A 25944-nucleotide genomic window follows, 5' to 3' on the forward strand; every position below is an offset into this window, starting at 1 on the left:
AAACGTATTATCCGATGGGGGGATTGCCCCCATCACTCTACATAAAGGAGAACCACATGGGTGTATCACTTTCCAAAGGCGGCAACGTTTCTTTAAGCAAAACCGATCCGAGCCTGAAAAAAGTCCAGGTGGGGTTGGGTTGGGATGCCCGGTCAACGGATGGCCAGGATTTTGACCTGGATGCCTCAGCCTTCCTGTTGCAGGCCAACGGCAAGGTGGCACAGGACAACGACTTCATTTTTTACAACAACCTGCGTTCCAGCTGCGGTTCCGTTGTGCATCAGGGTGATAACCGCACCGGTGCAGGTGACGGCGATGATGAAACGCTGGTCGTTGATCTCGCCAGTGTGCCCGCCGGCGTGGATAAGATTGTGTTTACCGTCACTATCCATGACGCCAATACCCGCCGCCAGAACTTCGGCCAGGTCAGTAACGCCTTTATCCGGCTGGTTAACGCTGAAAGCAAAAATGAAGTGACGCGTTATGACCTGCAGGAAGACAGCTCCACCGAGATTGCGATGATCTTCGGTGAGCTTTACCGCCATAACGGCGAGTGGAAATTCCGCGCCGTCGGGCAGGGCTTCGCGGGCGGCTTGTCTGCCCTGTGCGGTAACTTTGGCATCAACGCCGCGTAAGGCGTTGAACAACGCTTTCTCCGTACCGCCATGCGTGCGGTACGTATTCAACTTAATGATAAGGAAGAGATTATGGCAGTTTCACTGAAAAAAGGCGGCAACGTCTCCTTAACCAAAGAAGCCCCGTCAATGAAAACCGTGCTGTTCGGCCTCGGCTGGGACTCACGTAAAACCGACGGCAGCGCCTTTGACCTGGACGCTTCCGCCTTTATCGTTGGCGAAGATGACAAAGTGCTCTCTGACGCCAGCTTCATCTTCTTCAATAACAAAACCAGCGCCTGCGGCGGCGTGGTGCACCAGGGCGATAACCGCACCGGTGAAGGCGCGGGGGATGACGAGCAGCTGCTGATCCACCTGGACAAAGTCGACGCCTCTGCCAAGAAAGTGGTATTTGCGGTGACGATTTATGAAGCAGAAGAGCGTAAGCAGAACTTCGGCATGGTCACCAACGCCTTTATCCGCGCGGTGAATAATGACGACCAGACCGAACTGGCACGTTATGACCTCTCTGAAGATGCCGCGACCGAAACCGCGATGATCTTTGGTGAACTCTACCGCCACAACGGCGAGTGGAAATTCAAAGCGGTCGGCCAGGGCTACGAAGGCGGCCTGTCGGCGCTGGCGAAAGGCTTTGGCGTCAATATCTGATCCTGTTATCAGCACTGAAAAACCCGGCGATGCCGGGTTTTTTTATGCCGCTAACCGGGAGATTTCCTCTCTTCACGTCTGCGCTATTCCCTATTATCTGTGATGCTATTCTCCTTTTGCCTCTTTCCCGTTTGCCTTTTATATTCAATTTTATGAAGATAAAAATATTCAATAAATTGAAGGTTAATAATGAGCCGTAGCTTTATCAAAAAAGAGGGCGTCGCCCAGGCCAGCCTGGCGCGTTATCTGTTGGGTGAGAAAGCCGGCAACCGGCTGAAAACCATCGATGAACTGGCGACCGAGTGCCGGTTCTCTGTCGGGCTGATGCAGGCGGCGTTAAAAACGCTGGAAAAGGCGGGCGCGATCGCCGTGGAACGGCGCGGGCGTAACGGCAGTTATCTGGTTGCGATGGATAACAAAGCCCTGCTGGTTTTCGCCGACATCGGCAATGTGGTATGCGCGATGCCGTTGCCTTACACCCGGCTCTACGAGGGGTTAGCCAGCGGCCTGAAAGCGCAGTTTGAAGGCATTCCCTTTTACTACGCACATATGCGCGGGTCAGATGTCCGCGTGGAATGCCTGCTTAACGGCGTATATGACCTGGCGGTGGTCTCCCGGCTGGCGGCCGGGAGCTACCTCAACAAAGGCAATGTATGCATGGCGTTGACGCTGGGGCCGCATACCTATGTGGATGGACATAAAGTGATCTGCCGCGCCGGGGAAATGCAGCAAATCAGGCGCGTCGGGCTGGATCCCCGTTCGGCGGATCAGCGCATCATGACGGAGATCGTGTTCTCCGGCAGGCCGGTTGAGTTGCGGGAAATCTCCTATCACGAGTCGCTGAACAGCATTGCCCGGCGCGAGATTGACGCCGTGATCTGGAACGTCAGCAATGAGGCGGATCTTCACGCCCAGGGGCTGGTCGCAACGCCGCTGGCAGGCGATCCACGCATTGAGCAGGCCACCGAAGCGGTGGTGCTGACCCGCGCCGACGATATTCCCCTTCAGCAGTTATTGCGCACGGTGGTGGACAAACACGCCCTGCTTGCCCATCAGCAACGTGTGGTGAGCGGGGAGCAGGAGCCGAGTTACTGATTCCGACAAGGAGAAGCGATGGAAAAGCGGCTGCATTTACTGTGTCAGGCCGGGTTACTCGATCAGGACATCCATGACGGCATGTTGCATGTCGTGAACCAGCTTGAAACCTGCTGGGCCATCCCGGTGCGCAACGCGCAGGGGGAGATGGCGATAACCCATATGGCGAACGCGCTGATGCGCAGCCGCCGGGGTGAAATCATCGCGCCGCTGGATGATGCCTTGCTCGGGGAGATAGCCGCCTCTGAGGCGTATGACGAGCTGTTGCGCATCCAGGAGGCATTGCTGGCGCCGTTTGCTGTCACGCTGCATGCCAATGAACAGGGCTATCTGCTGGCGAATCTGTTCAGCCTCTGGCAGGCGGGCCGGTACTGAGGGTGACTGTTTTATGCTAAATATTCAAAAAAATGATGATTTAAAGGCGTGTTTCCACAGGAAGTTGCGAGGCAAGGGCATGTTTATTGACGCACTCAAGGCACAAAACCCGGCACTGATTCAGGCTGCGCAGAGTTTATGGCGGCAGGGCGCTATTCTGCCGGACACCTATGTCATTGATGTCGATCAGGTGTTGGAAAACGGGCGTCGTTTACTGGCGGCCGCCGAGCGCCATGGCATCACGCTTTACCTGATGACCAAACAACTGGGGCGCAATCCCTGGCTGGCGAAACGGCTTATCGCGCTTGGTTTTCGCGGAGCCGTCGCGGTGGATTTTAAGGAAACCCGCATGCTGCGTCAGGCTGGTGTGACAGTGTCACATGCCGGCCATCTGGTACAGCTGCCGGACAGCCGGATAAGGGCAAGTGTTGCTTTGCCGACGGAGATCATCACCGTGTTCAGCCTGGAAAAAGCACGGGCGATCTCGGCAGCCGCCCAGTGCTGCGGGCGGGTACAGCCGGTGATGCTCAAAATCTATGCCGATCGGGACATCCTCTATCCGGGGCAGGAGGCCGGGTTTCCGCTCTCCGCACTTGATGAAGTGGCGGCCGCAATCCGTTCACTGCCGGGCGTGCGGCTGACCGGGCTGACGCATTTCCCCTGCCTGCTCTGGAATGAGGCCCGGCAGCAAACCGAGCCCACGGCCAATCTTCATACGCTGCTTTGCGCCCGCGACCGGTTACGCGCGCAGGGTTTTGACATCACCCAAGTCAATGCACCCTCCGCCACAAGCTGCCGTACGTTACCGCTGCTGGCGAAGTATGGCGTAACCCATGCGGAGCCGGGCCACGCGCTGACCGGCACCTTGCCTGCCAATCAGTACGGCAGCCAGCCGGAACGCATCGCCATGCTCTATCTCACTGAGGTCTCCCACCATTTCCAGGGGAAAAGTTACTGCTTTGGTGGCGGCTACTACCGCCGCGGCCACGCGCAACACGCGTTGGTTTACCCGCCCTCCGGCCAGTGTGCCGTACCGGCCCGCCTGCTGCCGGTGGATGAGCGCAGCATCGATTACCACCTCCCGCTGGCGGGGGAGTTCCCGGTCGGCAGCGCGGTGGTGATGTGTTTCCGGACGCAGATTTTTGTCACCCGCAGTGACGTGGCGCTGGTGAGCGGCATCAGCAGCGGCAACCCGGTGCTGACTGCGCTGTATGACAGCCTGGGAAACCCGGTAGCAGGAGGTGAACATGGGTAAGTGTGTGGTCGTGGTGATCGACAGTTTTGGCGTGGGCGCAATGGACGATGTGCCGGCGGTCAGGCCGCAGGATAGCGGCGCAAACACCTGCGGGCATATTTTGCAGCAGCTACCCACGTTGCGTTTACCGGTGCTGGAGCGGCTCGGCCTGATCAATGCGCTGGGCTACGCCGCCGGGGCGATGGTGCCATCGGCAACGGCGGTGTACGGCACGGCGGCCTTGCAGCACGAGGGCGGCGATACCTTTATGGGCCATCAGGAGATTCTCGGCACCCGTTCGCAACGCCCGTTGTGCCTGCCGTTTTCGGCGGTGATTGATAAGGTGGAACAGGCGTTGCGGGCGGCGGGCTACCGGGTAGAGCGCCGGGGTGATGGCCTGCATTTTCTGTGGGTCAATCAGGCGGTGGCAGTGGGTGATAACCTTGAAGCCGATCCCGGCCAGGTGTTCAACGTCAGCGCCAATCTGGCGGCGATCCCGTTCGACGAGGTGCGCCACATCGGGAGCCTTGTCCGGCGCGTGGTGCCGGTCGGCCGCGTGATTGCCTTTGGCGGCTGGCTGGAAAGCAGCCACCAGCTCCTGAATGCTACCGAAACTCTTGAGGCGACGTACATCGGCATCAATGCCCCGCGTTCCGGCGTTTACCAGCACGGTTTTCAGGTGGTGCATCTGGGTTACGGCGTCGATGCGGCGGTTCAGGTGCCGCAAAAGCTGCATGAGGCGGGCATCCAGACCGTGCTGGTGGGCAAAGTGGCGGATATTGTGCACAACCCGCATGGGGTGAATTACCCAAACCGGGTCGATACGCAGCAGATCATGGACATCACCCTGAAGGAAACCCAAAAACCGGGTGACCGGTTTATCTGCACCAATATTCAGGAAACTGATCTGGCCGGGCACGCGCAGGACGTGAAGCGTTATGCGGAGTGCCTGCAAATAACCGATAAAAACCTCGGCCGCCTGATGGGCGCGATGCAGCCCGGCGATTGCCTGATAGTCATGGCGGACCACGGCAACGATCCCACGATCGGCCACAGCAAACATACGCGCGAAAAGGTGCCGCTGCTGGTCTGGCAGCCGGGGATCGCCCCGGCCTGCCTGGGTGCCAGGAAGACCTTGTCAGACGTGGGCGCGACGGTCTGCGCCTTCTTCAGCGCGGCCGCCCCGCAGAACGGCACGTCATTTCTTCCCTTATTGCACACCTCTGCGGCGGGCGGGGGAGGTCACCATGGCTGAGCAACCGCGCATCGATGCATCAGGCTATACCTACGCGCATGAACACCTCTGCCTGGATCTCTCCGCCTTCAAACAGGATGACGATTGCCGCCTGGATCAGTACGACCTGATCTGCGCCGAGATGCGATCGCTCTACGCGCTGGGGGTGCGCAACCTCATTGAGGTGACTAACCGTTACATGGGGCGCAACCCCGAGTTTATGCTGGAGATTATGCGCACAAGCGGCATCAACGTGATCGCCTCGACCGGCTATTACCAGCAGGCGTTTTACCCGGCGCACGTGGCGGCCGCCCGTGTGGAAACCCTGGCGCAGGAGATGATAGACGACATCGAACGCGGCATTGACGGCACCGGGCTGAAGGCCGGGGTAATCGCGGAAATAGGCTCAAGCGCCGGGGTGATCACGCCGGACGAGGCGAAAGTCTTTAAGGCTGCCGCGATAGCGCACCGGGAAACCGGGCGGCCCATTTCCACGCATACCACCCTCGGCACGATGGGCCTTGAGCAACTGGCGCTGCTGAAACGGCACGGCGTCGATCCCGCCCGTGTGGTGATCGGCCATTGTGACCTGAAAGAGAACCTCGACACGATCCTGCGCCTGATCGGGCAGGGCGCGTATGTGCAGTTCGATACCATCGGCAAAAACAGTTACTACCCGGACATAAAACGTGTGGCGATGCTGCGGCAGATCGCCGCCCGCGGGCTGCTCGGCCACGTCATGCTCTCGATGGACATCACCCGCCGTTCCCACCTGCGCACCAACGGCGGCCCCGGTTTTGGTTATTTGCTGACAACGTTTGTGCCGTTAGTGCAGGAGGCGGGCTTTAGCCAGGCCGACGTTGAGTTGATGTTACGTGACAACCCCTCTCTCTTCTTTAACTAAGGATTCCCCATGAAAAAGATCGGTGTTGCTGGCTTACAGCGCGAACTGATGAAAAAAACCATTGAAACCGTCGCGCCGGGCCGCTTTGAAGTCGGGATGTATAACGACATGGAGGCTGCGCTGAAAGTGAAATCCGGCCAGCTCGACTATTACATCGGTGCCTGCAATACCGGTGCGGGGGCGGCGCTCTCTATTGCCATTGCAGTGATTGGCTACAACAAAAGCGGCACCATCGCCCGGCCGGGTATCAAGGCCAAAGAAGAGCAGATCGCTGCCATGGTCGCAGAGGGAAAAGTCGCGTTCGGCCTGTCGGTTGAACATATCGAGCACGCCATCCCGCTGTTGGTCGCCCATCTGAAATAGAGGCAACGCACATGGACTTCTCGGTTCAACTGATGGTGGTGGCCTGCCTGACCGGCATGACCGCACTGCTGGCGCACAAGTCCGCCGCCGTATTCCATGACGGCATCCGCCCGATCCTGCCCCAGCTTATTGAAGGGAATATGCATCGCCGTGAGGCGGGCAGCATCGCCTTTGGCCTGAGTATTGGCTTTGTGGCCTCGGTCGGGATCTCCTTTACCCTGAAAACCGGGCTGCTCAATAGCTGGCTGCTGTTTTTGCCTACCGACATCCTCGGCGTGCTGGCCTTAAACGGCTGGCTGGCGTTTGGCCTCGGCGCAGCCTGGGGCGTGCTGCTGCTCACCTGCCTGATCCCGGTCAATGGCCTGCTGACGGCCCTGCCGGTGGATGTGCTCGGCTCGCTGGGCGAACTCAGCTCCCCGGTGATCGCCGCGTTCGCGCTGTTTCCGCTGGTGGCGATTTTTTATCAGTTTGGCTGGAAAAGCAGCCTGCTGGCGACGGGGGTAGTATTGATGACGCGCGTCCTGATCGTGCGCTACTTCCCGCACCTGAACCCGGAGTCGATTGAGATTTTCATCGGCATGGTGATGCTGCTGGGCATCGCGATTACCCAGGATCACCGCACCCGTGGGGCGCGGGAGCATGAGCAGGCGGGCGTCTCGGTGTTTGAGGAGCGCACCGCGCGCATCATCAACAACCTGCCCTATATCGCCGTGGTGGGTGGGCTGATCGCGGTGGCCGCCAGCATGAAAATCTTTGCCGGATCTGAAGTCACTATTTTTACGCTGGAAAAGGCTTACTCGGCGGGGCTGGACCCGGCGCAGTCGCAGCGGCTGATCCATCAGGCGGCGCTGGCCGAAGTAATGCGCGGTCTGGGGTTTGTGCCGCTGATTGCCACCACGGCGTTAGCCACCGGCGTTTACGCCGTGGCGGGGTTTACTTTTGTCTACGCGGTGGGGTACCTGATCGCCCACCCGCTGGCGGCATTCGTGGCGGGGGCGGTGGTGATCTCCGCCGAAGTGCTGCTGCTGCGCTCCATCGGCAAATGGCTGGGGCGCTACCTCTCGGTGCGTAACGCCTCGGACAACATCCGCAACGCGATGAATATGCTGATGCAAATGGCGCTGCTGGTCGGCTCGGTGTTCGCGGCGATTAAAATGGCCGGTTACACCGGGTTCACCCTGATGGCGACGCTCTACTTCCTGAATGAGGCGCTGGGGCGGCCGGTGCAGAAAATGGCCTCGCCGGTGATCGCGGTGCTGATTACCGGGATCATCCTGAATCTTCTTTTCTGGTGCGGCCTGTTTATCCCGGCCTGACCCTCAGCCACAGGAGGTAACCCGATGAAAGCCTGGCCTTTGCAAAGCCTGACGATGGAGCAGGCACAGCGCAAACAGTTCCGGTTAGTGGATATTCTCTGCCGCCACTTTCCCGGCAGCGATTTTCTCAATACCGGCGATCTGGGGCTGGTACCCGGCCTTAACCAGCCGCTCACCACGCGGCGGGTGGAGGCGGTGCTGGCGGAGTTCTTCGCCGCACCGGCGGCGGCGTTGGTGCAGGGGGCCGGTACCGGGGCGATCCGCAGCGGGCTGGCGGCGTTGCTGGGCGCGGGCGGGCGTCTGCTGGTGCACGATGCGCCGCTTTACCCGACGACTGCCACGATTGCGGGGCAGATGGGCCTCACACTGATCCGGGCGGATTTCAACCGGCGTGACGCTCTGCACCAGGCGATTGTTCAGCACCGGCCGCAGGCGGTGCTTATCCAGCATACCCGGCAGAAAATAGAGGATGCGTATGCCCTGAACGAGGTGATTGCCTGCGTGAATGAGCACGGTTTGCCGTCGCTCTGCGACGATAATTATGCGGTGATGAAAGTGGAGGGCATCGGCTGTGAATATGGTGCGACGCTATCGACCTTTTCATGCTTCAAACTCTTTGGGCCGCCCGGTATCGGTGCGGTGGTGGGGGAGGAAAGCGCGGTCAATGCGGTGCGAAGCAGCCTCTATTCCGGCGGCTGTCAGGTACAGGGGGATCAGGCGATGGCGGCGTTGCGCGGGCTGGTGTTTGCGCCGGTAATGCACGCGGTGCAGGCGCAGGTTAACCATGAGCTGCTGGCAGTGTTACAGAGCGGGCTGATCCCGCAGGTCAAACAGGCGGTGATTGCCAACGCCCAGTCCAAAGTGCTGTTGGTGGAATTCCACCAGCCTATTGCCCAACAGGTACTGGCGGCGGCTCACCAGCGCGGCGCGCTGCCTTACCCGGTGGGGGCGGAATCCAAATATGATATTCCGCCGCTGTTTTACCGGGTATCGGGCACCTTCCGCGCCGCTGACCCATCGCTGGAGCAGCGGATGATCCGCATCAACCCCAACCGCAGCGGGCCGCAGACCGTGCTGCGGATTTTGCAGGAGAGCTGCGCCGGGTTATAGGTGCGTCACTTAAACACCCGCTGCACAAACTCACTATAGGCCGGGCGCCAGACGTCCATCTCATGCCCGAGTGTTGGGTAGCTGTGGAACTCGACGCGGATCTTTTTCTCATCGAGCTGCTGTTTCAGGCCGTTGATGTCTTTGCCGGTGACGTCATCCTCACTGCCCACCACCAGCGTGAAGTTTTTCAGCTGCTGGTTAATCATTTCCGGGTTCTCCAGCGCCTGCGCCACGCCGCTGTTGGGCACAGTCACGGTGGTCACGCCGCTGAAACTCGCCAGCCAGCGGAAGCGGTCGAGGTGGTTCAGCCCGGAGACCAGCGCCTGATAGCCGCCCTGGGAAATCCCGGCGATGCCGCGCCCTTCCGCATCGGTGCGTACCCGGTAACGATGCTCGATCAGCGGAATAATATCCTGCATCAGCTCCTGATCGGCGGCGGCCGCATTCAGCGGGTAAAAGACTTTACGCCGCTCCTGGCGTGGGAAGTTTTCCGGCACAGCGCCGGTGCTGTCGGTCTCGGTATCCGGGAACACCACCACCATCGGCTGCATTTTCCCCTCCGCCAGCAGGTTATCCATGATCTGCGGGAACCGCCCCTGCACAATCGAGGAACTCTCGGTGTCGCCGAAGCCGTGGTAGACGTAGAGCACCGGCAGCGGCGTGGTGCCGCGTTCATAGCCCGGCGGCAGCCACACATAGAGGTGGCGCTCTTTGTTCAGCGCCGCCGACGAGTAAGTCAGGCCATGCACCTCGCCGTGCGGCACCTTGCGTTCATCCAGCAGGCTGCCGGGCACCAGCACCAGGCTGGTGTTTACCTGCCGCTGGGGTTTGGGTATCGCGCTGCCGGTATCAATACTGCGGAAACCATCGACGTTGAAAAAGTACTCGTACAGGTTCGGCGCTTGCGGGGCCAGCCGGTAATGCCAGACGCCCTGCGCATCCTTCGTCATCGGGTACGCCACGCGGGTACGCGGCAGCGCCCCGACCACCACCGCCACCTGCCGCGCATCCGGCGCAATCAGGCGGAAGGTGATGCTGCGGTCGGGGTTCACCTGCGTCACTGCCTGGCTGAGCGGCAGGTTTTCATCAAAATCCGTGGGTTTGGTCAACGGCGCGGCAGTGCTGCGCAGCGCCAGCAGCATCAGCCCGGCACCCAGCCAGAGCAGGCGGGAAGGGCGCATCATTTTGCCTCCGGTGCGTTCAGCGTAAAGTCATGGTCGTTGGCGCCCAGCTGGTTACCGTGCCGGTCATACAGCACGCTGAACACCGTCACCGGGGTGTCACTGAGCGGTGTCGCGCTCGCTTCCACCTGTTTGCTGCCGCTGTCCGCGCCCATGTCGAGCCGGGTCTCGCCTTCGCTCAGCGTGCGGTTATCCTGTGTGATGCGCCAGACCAGCCGGGCATCGGGATAGGCGGTCAGGGTGTCGTTGATCGCCCAGAGGTTCACCCGGCCCGGCGTGCCGGTTTTCCAGTTCAGCGTGACCGGCTCAATCGACGGCAGCACCGGCTGGTAGGCTTTTTTCAGCGCGTAATAGCCGAGTTTCGGCTTACGTTGATAATCCATCACGCCCCAGTTAATCGACGGCCAGTTCTCCACAAACATAAACTGGAACAGCACCGTCACCGGCTGGTAACGCTGACGCCGGTAACTCTCCGCCGCCAGGCTGACGGAATCCGCCTGATAGCGCTGGGTGTTGGCGATAAAGGTCTCGATGTCCGGCCCGCGTTCAATTTTGGCGAACTGGAAGGTCTGGATCGGCTGGAAGTTATGGTATTTCCACACCACCCAGCCCGGGTCGCCCGGCTGGGTGGTGGCCGGCCAGAGATCTTTCTCCGGGATGATGGTTTTCAGGGTTGCGAGGGCCGGCAGGGCCTCGGCCCCAAACTCGGTGATGATGGCGCTTTTCGAGGGCTGCAGGAAGTCATTCAGGGTGCCGAAATACCAGCCCTGCCAGAAGTGCTCAGTGACGGAAGACCACGGGTGAATGATGCGGGTGGTGTCCGCCGCCAGGGCATCCGCCACCGCCTGCGCCAGCGGCTTGTTCATGTCCGGGTGCCAGTCCGGGAAACGTTTTTTCATCCAGAGGGAGTCAAACGGCGGCTCATTCTGCCCGCCCCAGACAATGATCGAGGGGTAATTACCATACTGGCGGATGGCATCGGTAGCCTGCCGCGCCGCTTCCCGGGCAAATTCCGGGCTGTCGTTATAGCCCCATTGCAGCGGCATATCCTGCCAGATCAGCATGCCGTGCGCGTCTGCCAGCGCATACAGCGCATGGCTGGCCAGGTGGCCGTGAACGCGGATGGCGTTGGCATTCATCCCCTCCAGCAACACCAGATCTTTCTCCCAGTCGGCGGGCGTCATGGTGCTCAGCCACAAGGTGCCGATGTAGTTGGTGCCGCGCAGGAAGATGCGCTTGCCGTTAATCTCCCAGCCGCCCTGATCGGGTTTGACGATCTGCCGCAGCCCGGTGCGCGTGGTGGTGCGGTCCAGCGTGCCGAGGCTGTCGCTTAACCGGACGTCCACGTCATACAGGTTCGGGTCGCCGTAGCCTTTCGGCCACCACAGCCTGGCCGCGTCCATCGGCAGCGTCACGTTCAGCACCTGTGCGCTGTGGCCGGTGTCGGCCAGCGTCACCGGCTGGTCGATGTCATAGCTTTTGCCGGAGAAGTTCGCGGGCTTCACGCGGATATGCAGCGTCGCCTGGCGGTTGCGGTTGGCCCGGTAATCAATCGCTACCGTCAGCGCCGGGTTCGCCAGCCCGTTCTGCCAGTCCGGCGTAGTCAGCACATTATCAATCACCGCACCGCGGCTGATGTGCACATTGACCGGTGCCCAGATGCCGCCGGAGTTGGCATCCTGTCCCTGTTTGGTCCAGGCCCCGCCGGGGCGCGCATCATGCTGGGAGAAGACGCCTTTGATCAGGTTCTTATGCAGCGGCCAGATGCTGTCCGGCGATTCAAACGGGCTGTCAACCCGCACGGCCAGCTGATTGGTCTGCCGGGCATCCTGGCTGATATCCAGCGCGAAATGCTGGAAATAGCCGGTATGGCTGCCGATGTGCTGCTGGTTCAGCCAGGCATCCGCCTGATAATCCACGCCATCAAACACCAGCGTGGCCATGTTGTCCGGCCGCAGCGGCGGCAGGTCGAACTGGGTGCGGTACCAGAGCGCGCCCTGGTGATCCAGCCCGGCAGCGTACCAGTTGGCGGGCACCCGCAACGTCTGCCACTGGCTGTCATCGTCGCGCCAGCCCTCCGTCTCCTGATGATTGGCATCGTGCACCCGCCATTGGCCGGCCAGCGATTGGGTTACCGGTTCGCCGGCGGAGTGGGAGCCGGCAGCACAGCCGCTCACCAGCAGGGCGGCGGCCAGGACGGCCAGGGCGTTGTTCATAACTTCTCCTTGATCTGCGTCAGGGCAACGGTGACATGGCGGCACATCTCATCGAGCCGGCTGTCCAGCGTGTTCATGGTGGCAAAGTCTCCGTGTTCAGCCGCCTCTTCCAGTTGGCTGAGCACCTGCACCAATGCCTCACAGGCGAACGTGGCGGCTTCGCCTTTCATTTTATGGGCATCGCGTTTTACGCCCTTGATGTCCTGCTGCGCCACCGCGCTGCGCAAACTGGCGAGCAAGCCCGGCAACTCCTCAAGAAACATGCCGATAACGATGGTCAGCAGCTCATGGTCATGGCCGACGCGCTCCATCATCAGCGGATAATTCACCGCCTCGGCGGGCGGCGCTTCCGGTTGTGCCGCTGCCTGCGCCTGCGGCTCGGCCATGGCTGCCATCACCCTGGCAATTTCGCCGGCCAGGGCGTCAATCATCACCGGTTTGGCGATATAGCCGTCAAAACCGTGCTCCAGGCAATATTCGCGGTCGCCCTGCATCGCATGGGCGGTCATGGCGATAATCGGCAGGTGGTGCGGCGGGGTGGCAAGCGCCTCTTGTTCGCGCAGGATCTGCGTGGCTTTCTGGCCGTCCATTTCCGGCATCTGCAAATCCATCAGGATCAGGTCATAGCGGTTTTGCGCAATCCGCTCCAGCGCCTCCAGCCCGTTATTGGCGATATCCGCCTGATGGCCCAGTTTGGTCAGGAAATGGATCGCCAGCTTCTGGTTCACCAGATTATCTTCCGCCAGCAGGATGCGGTAAGGCGCGCCTTCCATCTCAGGCGTGACGAGCGGGGCGGCCGCCGCCGGAACCGGGGGCTGCGCGCCGGGTGCCAGGGTCTGGATGATCACGCTGAACAGCTCGTTCTGGTCCACCGGCTTGTTCAGGAAATGCAGGATGCCGATCTTCTTCAGGATCGCCGTATCCATATAGCGCCCCATCGAGCTGAGCATGATCAGCTTGCTGTTGCGCAGTGCGGGGTTTGAGGTGATCTCCAGCGCCAGCGTCATGCCGTCCATGTCCGGCATCTGGGCATCGAGCAGGATCAGCGGGAAATCCGGTGAGGCGTCCAGCGCATCCAGCGCGGCCTGGCCGCTGCTGAAGGTCACGGCCTGTAACCCCATATGGCGCAGCATCTCCTGCATCAGCCGCAGGTTGGTCTGGTTGTCGTCCACTACCGCGACGCGCACCCCCTGAAGGCTGGCGGGCACATGCACCGGCCCGCTGATCGCCGGCACTTTTTTCAGCACCGGCAAGGCGAAGAAGAAGGTACTGCCGCTGCCGGGGGTACTGGCCACCCGCAATTCGCCGCCGAGCATCTCCACCAGCCGGGCAGAGATGGTGAGGCCAAGGCCGGTGCCGCCATATTTGCGGGTGGTGGAGGTATCCGCCTGGCTGAAGGATTCAAAAATAACGCGCTGCTTGTCTTCCGGGATGCCGATGCCGGTATCTTTTACCTCAAAGGCCAGGTGTTGGGCGGCGATGCCGTGCGAGATGCTCATCACCACCTCGCCCTCATGGGTAAATTTCAGGGCATTACTCATCAGGTTGGTCAGCACCTGCCGCAGCCGCACCGAGTCACAGTGGATGTACTCCGGCACGTCGGGCGCCACATCCACCAGCAGTTCAATGCCTTTCTCGGTGGCTTTGGGCATCAGCGGGCGCATGATCCCCTGCACAAAGGGGCGCAGCGCAAACTCTTCCATATCCAGGGTGATTTTGCCGGCCTCAATCTTGGAGAAGTCGAGGATGTCATCGATCACCCGCAACAGCACATGGGCGGAACTGTGCGCCATGGTGATGTAGTCCCGCTGTTCCGGCGTCAGGTCGGTATCCAGGCAGAGCTGGGTCATCCCGAGGATGCCGTTCATCGGCGTGCGGATTTCGTGGCTCATGTTAGCCAGAAAGGCGCTCTTGGCCTGGCTGGCCGCTTTCGCCATCTCCACCGCCTGCCGTGAGGCTTCCTCGGCTTTTTTACGCTGGGTGATGTCCTGCATGGTGCCGATCACGCGGGCGATTTTGCCCTCGGTGGTAAGGCTGATCACCTGGCCCAGCAGCAGGCACCAGCGGTAGTTCTGGTCATGGTGCAGAATGCGCAGCTCGCATTCAAACACCGCCAGCCGGTCATTGCCCGCCTCCTGCAACAGCCGGGCGGCGGTCGGCAGGTCGTCGGGGTGGATCAGGTGCCGCCACATCTCCGCGGTGTATTTCCAGCTGCGGCGTGGGTAACCGAGCAGCGTCAGCAGCGCATCATTGACCTGTACCAGATCCTGCAGGTAGTCCCAGTCCCAGATGCCGATGTGGGTCGCTTCAGCCGCCAGGATAAAGTCATCATGCAACTGGCGGCGGGAAGCGAGGATATCGGCAAAATGCGTGACGTCCGTATGCAGGCTGATGATGCCGCCCTCCGGGGTACGGTTATGCTGCACAAACACCGTGCGCCCCGGCAATTTACGGATTTCGTAATGGTTGTCCATGCGGCAGCGCTCGGCAAGCGTGGTGGCCAGCGCCTGGCGGTCAGTGTTTTCGGAGATATAGCCGGAGGTAATAAAGGCTTCAATCAGCACCGTCAGCGGCGTGCCGGGCACCAGATAGTCACGCACCGCCGGGTAATACTCAAACGCCTGGTTGTTAAAGGCCACCAGCTTTTCGTCGGCGTCGTAGATCATCAGCGCCGCATTGATGTGGTCCAGCGCCGCAAAAATAGCGTTTTTCATGGCGAAACTCCTGCCGGCGGCGTGGAGTGGAACAGCTCCGCCTGCCGGCGCATATACTCCAGGCCGGGGGCGATCACCATCGCCCAGGCGGTGATAATCTCTTCATCACACTGCGGGTCGAGCTGCCGCACCGTTTGCAGCACCGCCCGCCGCCAGTGGGCATAAAACGCGGGCGGCAGCTTGATCCCTTCGGCATCCTGGGTGCGGGAAATGGTCATCAAATAGTTAGAGACGCTGTGGGTACTGGAGACCGAGATCATAAAGAAAAAGGTTTTGTAGACGATTTTGCGGATCTGGGCTTCGTCCTGCTCCAGGAACGTCGCCTCAATTTCCGCCGTGCTATGAATAAAGAGCTGGTAAAAGTGGTTGAAAAAGCGCTCCCCGCCGTCGCTGTCGGTGATCCGTGCATAGCTGTCGTTAAAAACCGTGTCATAGGAGAAAGTCATGGCTGGGGTCCTCCGGGTTTACGCTCTTGCGGCATACACAAGCGGGGTGGATTAAAGACATCGCTCAGGCGGGTGTTGAAATAGCTCTCCTGCGGGAGTGACCGGATCAGCGGGCCATAATTGCTTTTGTACATCAGCGCCTCCAGCACCATCGCATTGGTGGTCAGGGTGATCATCCGGTTATAGCCGCCGGTGGCCTCAAACCGCCCCTCATACCAGCCGCGCTGGTTGTCCCGCGTCAGGCGGGTCATCGCCATCAGCGCATCGGTGAACCCGGTGTCCCACAGCGTCCAGAGGCCGAACACCGCCCGCGTCGAGACCAGCGCCCGCGATGGGTAGAAGTTGCCGTCATCCCCCAGTGTGTTCCACGCATAGCCATTCCCGAAAACGGTGTCGTAGATATGCCACGGGGCGGCATTGAGGTTGTACTCATCGCGGGCGGTCAGGATTTTCAGCGTCTGCCAGCGCTGCTCCTGCACGCGGTAGATGTTTTGCGCCCGCTGGCGCTGGGCGGTGAGCAGGGTGGTGTCATTGCCCGGGGTCTGCCAGCCATACTCCAGCCCGCCCAGCACATAGGGGGTATTGGTGACCACGGCGGGTGTGTAGGTGGTGCGGGGGTCGCGGGCGTCCACATCAATCGCGATGCCGTCCACAATCACTGACTGGTAGGGCGGCGTCACCGATTTTTCAGAGGGAAACCCCCACAATGCCAGCGCGGCCGCACCGTATTCACTGTAGCCGAGCCGCCCCTCTGGCTGCGGCGTCAGCTTGCCGTCACGCATACCGCCGCGCAGCAGCTGGCCGTTGTTATCTACCACGTTACAAAAATTCCAGCGCAGGATAATGCGGTCCAGATACTCGCTGTAAATCGGGTGCCACAGCGCCACGATACGCAGGCCGGTCATCAGCCGGGCGATGTCCTGTGCGGACCAGCCCAGGGTGGCGGGTTTGTTGCTGTAGTCCACCATCGCGGCATTGGTGGTGTTGTAGAGCAGGTTGGGCGTTTTCAGGCCGGTGAGCGGCAGCTGGTTGAGGGTGGCGAGCAGGCGCGTCAGCCGGTCATCAAACTCCACTTCATCCACCAGCCCCAGCTGGCGTGCTGCCGTCAGGGCAATCAGGGAATCGCCAATCTGCCACAGGTTGGTGACCGGCCGGTTATCACTGGCGTTAGTCAGCCCGGTGCCGGCCTGGGTGTTGTTTTTAAAATAGCGCCACGCCACCTCCGCCCATTGGCGCTCCTCGTCCGTGAGGTCGCCCATCCGCCCCGGATAGTGCCAGGCCCCGCTGCTGACATAGCGGACGCCCGGCGTGCGGTTCAGCCATGCGAACCCGAACGCCAGTGCCGCCGCAATCAGCAGTAACAGGGCCAGCCTGAAGATTCTCACGGTTTTAAGCATGACATCGCCACCGGAGGCAGTTTGATCGGCGCATCTTCATTCTGGCATGCGGCACATTTACAGGCTTTACAGGCCGGTGCACTGCGCACCGCCACGCCGGTCTGCTCACACCAGTTTTTGATGCCCGGCGTCACGCTCATAAACGGGCGGTTGCGACGGGTGTTGTTATCCTCAAAGGCATCCACCAGCCGTTTTTCCCACAGCGACGGCGCGAAATCGCGGGATTTCGGTTTGTCGGTGTTGAATTTCAGTAAACGTCCCTCTTTTTTATACAGCAGGGACTCCAGCATGATGCCGTTATTGTTGCCGGTGAACTCTTTGATCGGGCCGTCGCCGTTTTCGTAGATCCCCTCGTAGTAGCCGCTGCCTTTCTCATTGGCGTTTTCGATCGTGTTCAGCAGCCGGTCGGTGTAGGGCGAGTCCCACAGCACCCACATTCCCAGTGCCGCTTTCAGTGAAATGGCCGCCGTTTCCGGCACATACTTGCCTTTGTCGGTGATGGTGTTCCAGTTAAAGCCATCGGCGAAGACTGTGTCATAAACGAAATAGGGTGCCTTATCGAGCTGGTGTTCCGAGCGCGCTGTCAGGGTACCGGTGATCATGTAGCGGTTCTCCTGCGCCTGGTAGACCCGGTCAGCGAAGTTTTTCATCCACGGGTGGGAGTAGTTATTGAGGTTGTCCTCGCGGTCGTCGGACTTGTCCCAGCCCATCTCCAGCCCGTGCAGCAGGTAGGATTCTGTGACCACATAGTTGTGCTGGCTGGTCAGGCGCGGGTCACGGGTGTCATAAGGCACCAGCACGCAGTAGATGTTGGCAAGGGCATAAGGCTCCGGGCGGGCCGCCTGGCAGGTGGAGAAGCCCCAGAGCTGGAAACCGGCGGAGGCGTACTCCTCATACCCCAGCCGCCCCTCCTGCGCATAGACGGTTTTTTTATTGCCGTCGAGGTAGGCACCATACAGCGTGCCGCAGTCATCCACCGTGTGGGTGAAATCCCAGCCGAGCACGATGTTATCAACGCTGTTGCCGTACTCCGGGTAGCGCTCCTTTACGATTTTCAGCCACAGCAACATGCGCCCGATGTCGATGGCGGAAAACCCGATCTCGCCCGGTTTGTTCAGGTAGTTTACTTTTTGCGCGGTGATGGTGTTGTACACCTTGTTGGGCATCTCATTCTGGAACAGCACCAGGGTATTGAGCGTCTTGAGGAGTTTGATCATCCGCCGGTCAAACTCGGCCTTGTCAATAATGCCCAGTTCACGGGCGGCCACCATCGCGGCGATATAGGAGCCGGTGTCCCACATGGTGGTGGAGGGGTATTTGTTTACTGCGTTGACCAGCCCGGTGGTGGGCTGGTAGTTGGCGACAAAATATTGCCAGGCGTTGACGGCAATCGCCTGCTCCCGTGGCGTAAGCTCGCCGTGGCGCACCGGGTAGTGCTGTGCCGGTAATTCAACCTCCGCCTGTACGCTGCCCACCGCCAGCCACAGCCCGAGCAACAGGGGCAACCAGGCGAGCCAGCGCCGGGCAAAAACAGAGACGATAACGAACGACGGTCTCATGGGAGTACTCCTTTATTCCGATCGGTCATCGGCATGGGTGAAGGGGAGACGCAGGCGAGGCACATCATTTGCCCATGCGCGATATAATTTAAGCTTTCCAGCACCACCGCATTGGTGTCTGCGCTGAGAGTCCGGTTGACGTTCTGGTTACCGCTGTAGCCCTCATACCAGCCCTTGCCCGGCTCCAGCAGCGGCACCGCCTGCGCCCGCAGGGTCTCGCTCCAGGCATTGCGGAACAGGGCATACCAGCCAAAAGCCGATCGGGTGGAGAGCAGGCGCGCGGGTTCCAGGTCGCTGTGCGATACGGTGGCATCCTGCACCGGTTGCTGGCCGGGCAGGGCGGCGATAAAGTCCGGGGCCTGTTCGGCGTAATCGGTGTTGACGGAGGTGTAGTTGCCGGTGGCTTTGTGCAGGCTCTGCTGGATGCGCACGATGCGCCAGGCGAACTCGGCGGTGCGGCTGTCAAAGCCCAGCTCCAGCCCGGTCAGCACATAGGGCAGGGTGATGATGGTCGGGGCAGCCTGATCCACCCCTTTGCGGAAGCCGTCGCTGGGAATGGCGTAACCGTCAATCTGCACCAGCTTGATCCCTTCAGGCGGCTGGGTCACGGCGATACCGGCTGACGGGCTGACCATGCGCAACGTACCGGCGGTATAGAGCCGGAAGCCATAACCGCTGCGGGTCTGGCTGGCGCTGAGATCCCAGTGTGATACCTCAATGCTGGTGGCGGTCGACGGCGCGCTGCTCTCAAACAGCGCCCCGAGGTTCCATTGTGCCAGCACCTCCTGCACCTGGGCCGCGTGCGCCGGGTAGCGCCACACCAGCAGGGTCAGCGGTACCAGCAACCGCCCCATGTCCACCGCCGAGCCGGTGGCCGGCTCTTTCTGCTCCGGGTCAACAATCATCGACAGCGTCTGGGTGTGATACCAGCTGCCCGGCACGCCGGTGGGCAGTAGCGGCAACAGGCTCAGGGCGGTCAGGGTTTTGGAAATCCGCTGGTTGAATTCATCCTCCGGCACAATGTCGAGCTGGCGGGCGGCAATCAGGGCCATCAGGTAGCTGCCGGTGTCCCAGAGTGAGGTGTAAGGGCGCTGGTCCTGTGCATTCGCCAGCCCGGTCAGCTGGGTATTATTGGCGAAATATTGCCAGGCAACGCGCGCCCAGACCGCCTCATCAAAGGTCAGGTCACGCCGTTGCGGCAGAGGGGGGAAATCTTTGCTCAGGGTATACCCCGCCTTCTCCTCCACCACCGGCGGCATATGTTTTTCCACATACAGCACGATGCTGAAACCAATCAGGAACCCGACAAGAATGGTGATGTAACTGCGGGTGGGCAGCAGGCTCGCTTTCCAGGACATGTCAGGCCACCTCTTCGTCAGACACTGCAGGGTCGGGTTTCCACATGGCGGCCAGGATCATCGGCATCATCGCGGCAATATTCACCCCGCCCCAGAAGATGTTGATGATGTAACCGGAGGGGTCTTCAATGTCGCCGTTAAACACTTTGATGCCGCCCCAGAGAAGCCCGAGCAGCGTCAGCACCACAATCGCAATCTGTGGTTTGACGAGGTAAAGGAACCGCCCCTGCTGGCGCTCTTTCGGCGTGACATGGAACTTGATTTTCTCGCCGCGCAGCACTGTGTCCAGCGCGCGCAGGTTCATCGAGTAGAGCGACAGGTACGAGGTGCGCCCATCCCATGCGGACAGGCCCCAGGTGCCGAACATAAACGCCAGCTCCGAGGCGATAAAGAACGGCAGGAAGTGCAGGTAAAACGGCTCGGAATAGGCGGAGACCGGCGGGATGTTGGTAAACAGATAAATAAGCGGCGAGATCAGGAACATCGTATTCCACAGACACGCCAGATAAGACCAGAAGGTGGTGCCGTACATCAGCGTTTGCGGCAGGCTGAGTCTGAAGCGCTTGCGGCTGAAGATCGGGTCATGCAGCAGGATGTCCATGGAGCCGGCCGCATATTTGAAGCGCTGGATCATCCAGGTCAGCAAATCCTGCGGGGAGAGCATTTTGGATTCCACCCGCGGGTGCATCACCGATTTCCAGCGCCGCTCGGTATCGCCATGCAGCACAATCGAGGTGTAGATGTCCTCTGAGACGTGGAATTTATAGGGCGTCAGCTCGGTGTCCATGATCACCTGCGGGCGCATCGCCTGCTCCAGCGCCTCGCGGGTGTCGGCGTCAGGAATATCTTTGGTAAAGCGCGCCACTTCTTCATCCACAGTCCAGACGTAGCTGCGCAGTGCCGCCTGCATCACCGCCTCGCGCCGGTGAATGGAGGCCGCGCCGCAGCAGAAAGAGGCGTTGGCCCAGTTGCGGCGGCGTAAAATCACTTCATAGAACATACGGGCGTCGTTGAAAAACGGGTCACGCCCCAGCACGATCGGGCCGACCAGCGCTTCGGTGGCCTTGCCGAGGCCATAGCCGATGCGCCCGAGCTTACGGCGCATCAGATCCGGCAGCCGGTTGCCTTCCGGCAGATCGTAAAACCACTGCGGCGTCTGCACCCAGGCGACATCCGGGTCACGGAAATAGCCCATGGTGTGGGTCAGCAGCGTGGGGAAAACGCGTGTGTCCGCATCACAAATCACCATGAAGTCGCCGTCGGTCTGTTCCATGCCGTTACGCAGATTACCGGCCTTGTAACCGATATTGTTGTCACGGGTGATGTAATTCACCCCTTCCTGCTCGGCCACTGCCCGCATCTCCGGGCGGCGGCCATCGTCCAGCACATGAATTTTGTATTCAATCGGCGCGGGGTAGGTGACTTTCAGCGCATCCTGGATCGAGATACGCACCAGTTCCACATCTTCCGAATAAGTGGCGATAAACAGATCAACCCGCAATGGGCGCGGTTCAGTCTGCTCATCCGGCCCAAGGCATTCGTTGACGTCCACCGGGGCGGGGCGTTGGGGAATATCCCACTCTTTCCACAGGTTAATGGTGAAAAATACCGTGCCGATATAGGCCAGCGTTTCGGCAATCACCAGCGGGACGGAATACCACAGCGCGTCATAATTCAGGGAGGACATCCAGCGCCAGCGGATATAGTTTCCGCCCAGAATGAGGGCAGCCACCGCCAGGCATTGCCACAGCACCTGAATAAACCAGGGGGTATTTAAGGGTTCCGGCGGTTTCCGGTGTTCAAAATGGGAAAAATAAAAAGCCATGAGCATTCCTGTTCATCAGTTCACAAGAACAAATGCGCCTGCGCGCTACGTTTCCCGGTGTAAAAAACAGAAATGCTGCTGAATTATAAATAGTTATTTATCTGGTTTACGTTCAGCGCCGTTAACCGGTCACCGCGTAATGTCATTTGAGTCTAGTGCAGCAAAAAAAGGTTTCAAGGCCATTTTTCATCGAAACTACCGCGACATAGCGGATTTATCACCTATTATTCTGTGAGACGACGCACGTTACTCAGGGTGAATCGGTTTCCTGCCTATTACCGGAATGAAGTCGTCTACACTCATTGAAACAGTAACCTCCCTAACGTGAGTCTCTCCGGCAAGCGGAGATATTGTGATCATAGAAAGTGCATTGATCAGGCGGAGAAATTATGGCGGTACAGGATACGGTATTAACAGAAGCCCCGGCTGCGGTCTCCTGGCGCTATGCGGTGCCGGGCCGCCGCGATCTGCGTGTGGATATGCTGCGTGGTATCGCACTGGTCATGATGGTGGTGGCCCACACGGAGGTGATGTCAGTATTTAATATCCTTACCTGGGAACGGCTGGGATTAACCACCGGGGCCGAGGGGTTTGTTATTATGGCGGGCTTCATGCTCGGTATGCTGAACCGCACGCGCCTGCAAAAGGAGTATTTACTGACGGTCTCTTATACGCTGGTCAGGCGTGCCTGGAAGATATATCAGGTTAATATTGTGATTATTCTTTCGATGCTGCTGCTCTCCCATATCCCGTTCATTAATACGTTTGAGGTAACCCATTTTACCGACCGCTACGCCGGGATCTCCTATTCCCTGTTGCCGGTCACCGCGCAGATCCGGGAGACCTGGTTCAATATTATTCTTTACCTGCAAATAGGCCCGCATCAGACCCAAATCCTGGGGTTATATGTCTTTCTGCTGCTGACCAGCCCACTGATGTTATGGATGTTGTCACGCGGCAAGGTTATTTGGCTGCTGTTACTCTCGCTTGGGCTTTACCTCTGCTACCAGTTCACGCATATGCGGCTGACAGTCTCGCAATTTGAATTCGCCTTTCCGCTGCTGGCCTGGCAATTTATTTATGTGCTGGGCATGAGTTGCGGCTGGTATAAGGATGAGCTGACCTCGCTGGCGCGGCTGCCATTCGGCCATGTGGTGATTGGCGCGATGGTGGTATTCGCCCTGGTAATGATGTTTATCGCCCAGAACCATACCAACCCCTTTATGCCGCGCGGGCTGATGATGCATGTGATCCCGCCTGCGGACTTCAACTGGTTCTACCGGAATTTTGCTGCCAAAAATGCCCTCGGCCCGATGCGCGTGCTGGATGACTTCTGCCTGATTATTACCGTTTACCTGATCCTCAGCCGTTTCTGGACGCCGATTAACCGGCTGGTCGGCTGGTTCCTGATCCCTCTTGGGCAGCATTCGCTCTATACCTTCATCATCCACGTCTATTTTGTGCTGATCGCCAGCCAGATTGTTCATTTTGACCTGTGGCATCAGGCCTGGGTGACGAACACTGTGGTTCATGCCTCGATACTGATGGCGTTATGGCTGATGGCGAAATATGAGGTGGGCGGCAAATTTATTCCAAATTAGCCGGGCAGGCACAGGGGAAGAGGCACAACATGGGGGTGATTATCCGTTCACGGTTAAACAGGCAGGTATGGAGAAAACGGTGCCGCCGGGCAGGCGGCATCGGTTGTGTGTCTGCGCTGCTCTGCTGCGTTGCCCCCGGCGTTACTGCCGCGCAGGGCGTGGGCAAAAACCCGTTCAGCCAGGGCCAGAAAAAAGCAGCACCGGCCGCCGCCGCTAAGCCGGCCGCCGTTGCTAAGCCGGCACCCAAAGCGGCCGGTGATAAACCCGCCGGGGCGCAGCCGGCCACCCCCGCGCGGGTTTCCACGGGCCTCTGGGGGCGGATGTTTTATGGGGATAAGGCCAAGTTCTCCGGCGCGCTGACCTTTAACAGCGGGCTGAAGGATCAGCGGGTCAGCATCCCGACCGGGGAGGACTCCGTCGACCAGTCGAACCGGGTAAACCAGATGATGCTGCTCAGCCTGCAATATTCGCCGTTCAGTTACTGGTTCGCCAACGTGACGTTCCGGATGCCGGTGCGCGAGGTCAACAAGTACAGCCCCGATTTCCGCTACAGCTTCGGTTATGACGACTGGCACCCCAACACCTTCAGCCTGGTTTACGGCAACTACGGGGATAACCGCTTCTTCCCGACCTCTGATAACCGGCGCACCTACCCGGAGCAAGGCTCCTGGACGTTTGCGTACAAATTCACGTTGCCGAAAGCGGTGGAGAAACACCTGCTTTTGCAGAAAGGGGATGCGATGACCTGCCAGGTCGGCACTACCTGGGTGCCGCGCTTCTACTCGCTGGAAGCGAACGATCGCCTGAAGAATAAACATGTCCTGCTGGGCGGCTGCGGTTACAGTTTTGTGCAGCATTACTTCATCCGTTTTACTGCCTTCTACTATCCTGACAGCAGCCAGCAGCAGCCGTGGGATGCGGACTACACCTACAGTTTCGGCTATTCCGCCTACAAACCCGGCACATTTTCGATTCAGTACAACAACTACAGCGGCACGCGTTACCCGTGGCATAAAGATTCAAATGCCAATTTCCGAGAAGGCACCATCAGCCTGATCTATTACATCCCGTTTTAAGCACTGACCGTTTTGAGGAGCGTGCTATGCAATCATTAAGCGTGGAGCGCGAGCCAGCCACCATTCTGGTGGTGGATGACTCCTCCAGTTACCGGCTTTTGCTCTCCACCCTGTTGAAAAAATGGGGCTACCGGGTGTTTGAAGCGGAGCAGGGAGAGGCGGCGCTGGCGCTGATGGCGCAACAGCCGATTAACATGGTGATCAGTGACTGGGAGATGCCGGTGATGGACGGGCCGACGCTCTGCCGCGCCATCCGCAGCAATACCAGCACCCGTTACATCTACCTGATTCTGGTGACATCGCGCCATTCGGTGGAGGATCTCACCACCGGCATTGAGGCGGGGGCGGATGATTTCCTCAGCAAACCGGTGAATGCCGCTGAATTGCAGGCGCGCCTTTATGCCGGGCGGCGCATCCTGAACCTGGAGGCCAACCTGGCACTGCGCAACGCCAAACTGGCGCAGGCCTGGCAGCAGATGGAAGCGGATTTACAGGCGGCGGCGCGGCTCCAGCACTCCCTGTTACCGGCGCGCAATTTCGCCTTGCAGGGCTTCAGCATTGACTGGCTGTTTGTGCCGTCCGCGTATGTTTCCGGTGACATGTTCAACTTTTTTGCCCTGTCCGATCACCACATCGGTTTCTACTGCATCGACGTGGCCGGGCATGGGGTGACGGCCGCCATGCATTCGCTGGCGGTGGCGCGCCAGTTTCTGCATGGCCGCACCGTGGAGAACTTCCTCGCCCGCAACGGCCCGGACGGCGAGGTGATCATTACCCCGCCGCATCAGGTGGTGAGCCTGCTTAACCAGCGCTTCTGTTATGAGAATGACGATGTGCACAGCTACTTCACCATGATTTACGGCGTGATCAACACCCAGACCGGCCGGGGCAGCCTGTGCCAGGCGGGCCACCCGACGCCGTTTATTGTGCACCCGGACGGCAGCACCACGTCGGTGGGCGAGGGGGGCGGGCCGGTGGGGCTGTTTGAGATGCTGACCTGGGAAGAGTGCACCTTCACGCTGGAGGAGGGCGAATGCCTCTACCTTTACAGTGACGGCATCAGCGAGTGCGAAAACCAGGAGAGCGAGCAGTATGGGGAATCCCGGCTGAAAAGCGTGCTGGCAGAGCATCACCGGTTGCCGCGTGCGGAGCGTTTTCTCCAGGTTGAACTCTCCTTGCTGGCGTGGCGCAACGTCCAGCTGGAGGCGGTTGACCCGCAAAACGGCGTCAAATACGGCAACAGCAACCTGCATGATGATGTCTCGCTGCTGATGATTGAGCGGACATCCCCTTTTACGCCTTAAGAGGAACAACCATGAATGTTGAGACCACAAAAAGCGACAACATCACCATCGTCACGCCGGTGGTACGGCGGCTGGATGCGTCGGTGTCGCAGAGATTCAAAGAGAGTGTGCAGGAGATTATCCGGGGCGGTGAAACGGATTTGCTGATCGATTTCAGCCGCGTGGATTTTATCGACAGCAGCAGCCTGGGTGCGCTGGTTTCCCTGCTGAAAATGCTGAACGGCAAAGGCACGCTGGCGCTGTGCACCATGAACCCCAATTTACAGAACCTGTTTAAACTCACACGCATGGACCGGATTTTCATGACGTTCCCTACTCAGGATGAAGCGCTGACCAAGCTCAACAACCGATAG

22 protein-coding genes are annotated in these 25944 nt (G+C 59.7%); 14 read left to right on the plus strand and 8 right to left on the minus strand.

The window, feature by feature from the left end:
• The first annotated feature begins 56 nt into the window (after positions 1 to 56).
• The 10 genes from CYR55_RS06730 to CYR55_RS06775 all read left to right on the plus strand — a co-directional run bounded on the left by CYR55_RS06730 (position 57) and on the right by CYR55_RS06775 (position 8914).
• Complete coding sequence (locus tag CYR55_RS06730; protein ID WP_101815385.1) at positions 57 to 635, plus strand: TerD family protein; 579 nt, start codon at positions 57 to 59, stop codon at positions 633 to 635.
• Positions 636 to 707: 72 nt separating this feature from the next.
• Positions 708 to 1283, plus strand: a complete 576-nt coding sequence (locus CYR55_RS06735) for a TerD family protein (RefSeq protein WP_101815568.1) — start codon at positions 708 to 710, stop codon at positions 1281 to 1283.
• 189 nt (positions 1284 to 1472) lie between these two features.
• Complete coding sequence (yhfZ, locus tag CYR55_RS06740; protein WP_101815386.1) at positions 1473 to 2378, plus strand: GntR family transcriptional regulator YhfZ; 906 nt, start codon at positions 1473 to 1475, stop codon at positions 2376 to 2378.
• An 18-nt stretch (positions 2379 to 2396) separates the two neighbouring features.
• Positions 2397 to 2753 (plus strand): PRD domain-containing protein, encoded by a 357-nt coding sequence (locus CYR55_RS06745; RefSeq protein ID WP_101815387.1) that lies wholly within the window; start codon positions 2397 to 2399, stop codon positions 2751 to 2753.
• 79 nt (positions 2754 to 2832) lie between these two features.
• Complete coding sequence (locus CYR55_RS06750; protein ID WP_101815388.1) at positions 2833 to 4008, plus strand: YhfX family PLP-dependent enzyme; 1176 nt, start codon at positions 2833 to 2835, stop codon at positions 4006 to 4008.
• Positions 4001 to 5242 (plus strand): phosphopentomutase, encoded by a 1242-nt coding sequence (locus tag CYR55_RS06755; protein WP_101815389.1) that lies wholly within the window; start codon positions 4001 to 4003, stop codon positions 5240 to 5242. Before CYR55_RS06750 ends, CYR55_RS06755 begins: the two co-directional genes overlap by 8 nt.
• Complete coding sequence (locus CYR55_RS06760; protein ID WP_101815390.1) at positions 5235 to 6125, plus strand: phosphotriesterase-related protein; 891 nt, start codon at positions 5235 to 5237, stop codon at positions 6123 to 6125. The genes CYR55_RS06755 and CYR55_RS06760 overlap by 8 nt, the downstream gene beginning before the upstream one ends.
• Positions 6126 to 6134: 9 nt before the next feature.
• Positions 6135 to 6488, plus strand: a complete 354-nt coding sequence (locus tag CYR55_RS06765) for a DUF2620 domain-containing protein (protein WP_101815391.1) — start codon at positions 6135 to 6137, stop codon at positions 6486 to 6488.
• 11 nt (positions 6489 to 6499) lie between these two features.
• Positions 6500 to 7804, plus strand: a complete 1305-nt coding sequence (locus tag CYR55_RS06770; RefSeq protein ID WP_101815392.1) for a YhfT family protein — start codon at positions 6500 to 6502, stop codon at positions 7802 to 7804.
• Positions 7805 to 7828: 24 nt separating this feature from the next.
• On the plus strand, positions 7829 to 8914 hold the full coding sequence (locus CYR55_RS06775) for an aminotransferase class I/II-fold pyridoxal phosphate-dependent enzyme (protein WP_101815393.1): 1086 nt from the start codon (positions 7829 to 7831) through the stop codon (positions 8912 to 8914).
• 5 nt (positions 8915 to 8919) lie between these two features.
• Here CYR55_RS06775 and CYR55_RS06780 read toward each other — a convergent pair whose 3' ends face one another.
• The 8 genes from CYR55_RS06780 to CYR55_RS06815 are packed head-to-tail and all read right to left on the minus strand — an operon-like array spanning position 8920 to position 21610.
• Positions 8920 to 10098, minus strand: coding sequence for an alpha/beta hydrolase (locus CYR55_RS06780; RefSeq protein ID WP_101815394.1), 1179 nt, complete (start codon positions 10096 to 10098; stop codon positions 8920 to 8922).
• Positions 10095 to 12311 (minus strand): glycoside hydrolase family 2 protein, encoded by a 2217-nt coding sequence (locus tag CYR55_RS06785; protein ID WP_101815395.1) that lies wholly within the window; start codon positions 12309 to 12311, stop codon positions 10095 to 10097. The genes CYR55_RS06780 and CYR55_RS06785 overlap by 4 nt, the downstream gene beginning before the upstream one ends.
• Positions 12308 to 15025, minus strand: coding sequence for a hybrid sensor histidine kinase/response regulator (locus tag CYR55_RS06790; RefSeq protein ID WP_101815396.1), 2718 nt, complete (start codon positions 15023 to 15025; stop codon positions 12308 to 12310). The genes CYR55_RS06785 and CYR55_RS06790 overlap by 4 nt, the downstream gene beginning before the upstream one ends.
• Positions 15022 to 15471, minus strand: coding sequence for a Globin (locus CYR55_RS06795; RefSeq protein WP_101815397.1), 450 nt, complete (start codon positions 15469 to 15471; stop codon positions 15022 to 15024). Before CYR55_RS06795 ends, CYR55_RS06790 begins: the two co-directional genes overlap by 4 nt.
• Positions 15468 to 16868, minus strand: coding sequence for a DUF3131 domain-containing protein (locus CYR55_RS06800; protein ID WP_101815398.1), 1401 nt, complete (start codon positions 16866 to 16868; stop codon positions 15468 to 15470). The genes CYR55_RS06795 and CYR55_RS06800 overlap by 4 nt, the downstream gene beginning before the upstream one ends.
• On the minus strand, positions 16853 to 18427 hold the full coding sequence (locus tag CYR55_RS06805) for a DUF3131 domain-containing protein (protein WP_101815399.1): 1575 nt from the start codon (positions 18425 to 18427) through the stop codon (positions 16853 to 16855). The genes CYR55_RS06800 and CYR55_RS06805 overlap by 16 nt, the downstream gene beginning before the upstream one ends.
• Positions 18424 to 19785: a DUF3131 domain-containing protein gene (locus CYR55_RS06810; protein WP_101815400.1), complete on the minus strand. Its 1362-nt coding sequence runs from the start codon at positions 19783 to 19785 to the stop codon at positions 18424 to 18426. The genes CYR55_RS06805 and CYR55_RS06810 overlap by 4 nt, the downstream gene beginning before the upstream one ends.
• 1 nt (position 19786) lies before the next feature.
• On the minus strand, positions 19787 to 21610 hold the full coding sequence (locus CYR55_RS06815) for a glycosyltransferase family 2 protein (RefSeq protein WP_101815401.1): 1824 nt from the start codon (positions 21608 to 21610) through the stop codon (positions 19787 to 19789).
• A 389-nt stretch (positions 21611 to 21999) separates the two neighbouring features.
• Between CYR55_RS06815 and opgC the strand changes: the two genes are divergently transcribed.
• The 4 genes from opgC (at position 22000) to CYR55_RS06840 (ending at position 25944) form a co-directional block, all read left to right on the plus strand.
• Positions 22000 to 23211, plus strand: a complete 1212-nt coding sequence (gene opgC, locus CYR55_RS06820; RefSeq protein ID WP_101815402.1) for an OpgC domain-containing protein — start codon at positions 22000 to 22002, stop codon at positions 23209 to 23211.
• Positions 23212 to 23531: 320 nt separating this feature from the next.
• A complete protein-coding gene (locus CYR55_RS06830; RefSeq protein ID WP_101815569.1) occupies positions 23532 to 24287 on the plus strand; it encodes a hypothetical protein in 756 nt (251 codons plus the stop codon).
• Between the two features lie 26 nt (positions 24288 to 24313).
• A complete protein-coding gene (locus CYR55_RS06835; protein ID WP_101815403.1) occupies positions 24314 to 25591 on the plus strand; it encodes a PP2C family protein-serine/threonine phosphatase in 1278 nt (425 codons plus the stop codon).
• An 11-nt stretch (positions 25592 to 25602) separates the two neighbouring features.
• Positions 25603 to 25944: an STAS domain-containing protein gene (locus tag CYR55_RS06840; RefSeq protein ID WP_101815404.1), complete on the plus strand. Its 342-nt coding sequence runs from the start codon at positions 25603 to 25605 to the stop codon at positions 25942 to 25944.

It is taken from the genome of Chimaeribacter californicus, from assembly GCF_002858675.1.
Classification (GTDB): domain Bacteria; phylum Pseudomonadota; class Gammaproteobacteria; order Enterobacterales; family Enterobacteriaceae; genus Chimaeribacter; species Chimaeribacter californicus.

Bases quoted from the DNA above. Each gene is read 5' to 3' on its own strand.
- CYR55_RS06800 (WP_101815398.1), bottom strand. From the start codon at position 16,868: ATGCTTAAAACCGTGAGAATCTTCAGGCTGGCCCTGTTACTGCTGATT.
- CYR55_RS06760 (WP_101815390.1), top strand. From the start codon at position 5,235: ATGGCTGAGCAACCGCGCATCGATGCATCAGGCTATACCTACGCGCAT.
- CYR55_RS06805 (WP_101815399.1), bottom strand. From the start codon at position 18,427: ATGAGACCGTCGTTCGTTATCGTCTCTGTTTTTGCCCGGCGCTGGCTC.
- CYR55_RS06770 (WP_101815392.1), top strand. From the start codon at position 6,500: ATGGACTTCTCGGTTCAACTGATGGTGGTGGCCTGCCTGACCGGCATG.
- CYR55_RS06750 (WP_101815388.1), top strand. From the start codon at position 2,833: ATGTTTATTGACGCACTCAAGGCACAAAACCCGGCACTGATTCAGGCT.
- CYR55_RS06730 (WP_101815385.1), top strand. From the start codon at position 57: ATGGGTGTATCACTTTCCAAAGGCGGCAACGTTTCTTTAAGCAAAACC.
- CYR55_RS06815 (WP_101815401.1), bottom strand. From the start codon at position 21,610: ATGGCTTTTTATTTTTCCCATTTTGAACACCGGAAACCGCCGGAACCC.
- CYR55_RS06790 (WP_101815396.1), bottom strand. From the start codon at position 15,025: ATGAAAAACGCTATTTTTGCGGCGCTGGACCACATCAATGCGGCGCTG.
- CYR55_RS06755 (WP_101815389.1), top strand. From the start codon at position 4,001: ATGGGTAAGTGTGTGGTCGTGGTGATCGACAGTTTTGGCGTGGGCGCA.
- CYR55_RS06775 (WP_101815393.1), top strand. From the start codon at position 7,829: ATGAAAGCCTGGCCTTTGCAAAGCCTGACGATGGAGCAGGCACAGCGC.
- CYR55_RS06835 (WP_101815403.1), top strand. From the start codon at position 24,314: ATGCAATCATTAAGCGTGGAGCGCGAGCCAGCCACCATTCTGGTGGTG.
- CYR55_RS06745 (WP_101815387.1), top strand. From the start codon at position 2,397: ATGGAAAAGCGGCTGCATTTACTGTGTCAGGCCGGGTTACTCGATCAG.
- CYR55_RS06765 (WP_101815391.1), top strand. From the start codon at position 6,135: ATGAAAAAGATCGGTGTTGCTGGCTTACAGCGCGAACTGATGAAAAAA.
- CYR55_RS06735 (WP_101815568.1), top strand. From the start codon at position 708: ATGGCAGTTTCACTGAAAAAAGGCGGCAACGTCTCCTTAACCAAAGAA.
- yhfZ (WP_101815386.1), top strand. From the start codon at position 1,473: ATGAGCCGTAGCTTTATCAAAAAAGAGGGCGTCGCCCAGGCCAGCCTG.
- CYR55_RS06830 (WP_101815569.1), top strand. From the start codon at position 23,532: ATGTTTTATGGGGATAAGGCCAAGTTCTCCGGCGCGCTGACCTTTAAC.
- opgC (WP_101815402.1), top strand. From the start codon at position 22,000: ATGGCGGTACAGGATACGGTATTAACAGAAGCCCCGGCTGCGGTCTCC.
- CYR55_RS06795 (WP_101815397.1), bottom strand. From the start codon at position 15,471: ATGACTTTCTCCTATGACACGGTTTTTAACGACAGCTATGCACGGATC.
- CYR55_RS06810 (WP_101815400.1), bottom strand. From the start codon at position 19,785: ATGTCCTGGAAAGCGAGCCTGCTGCCCACCCGCAGTTACATCACCATT.
- CYR55_RS06840 (WP_101815404.1), top strand. From the start codon at position 25,603: ATGAATGTTGAGACCACAAAAAGCGACAACATCACCATCGTCACGCCG.
- CYR55_RS06780 (WP_101815394.1), bottom strand. From the start codon at position 10,098: ATGATGCGCCCTTCCCGCCTGCTCTGGCTGGGTGCCGGGCTGATGCTG.
- CYR55_RS06785 (WP_101815395.1), bottom strand. From the start codon at position 12,311: ATGAACAACGCCCTGGCCGTCCTGGCCGCCGCCCTGCTGGTGAGCGGC.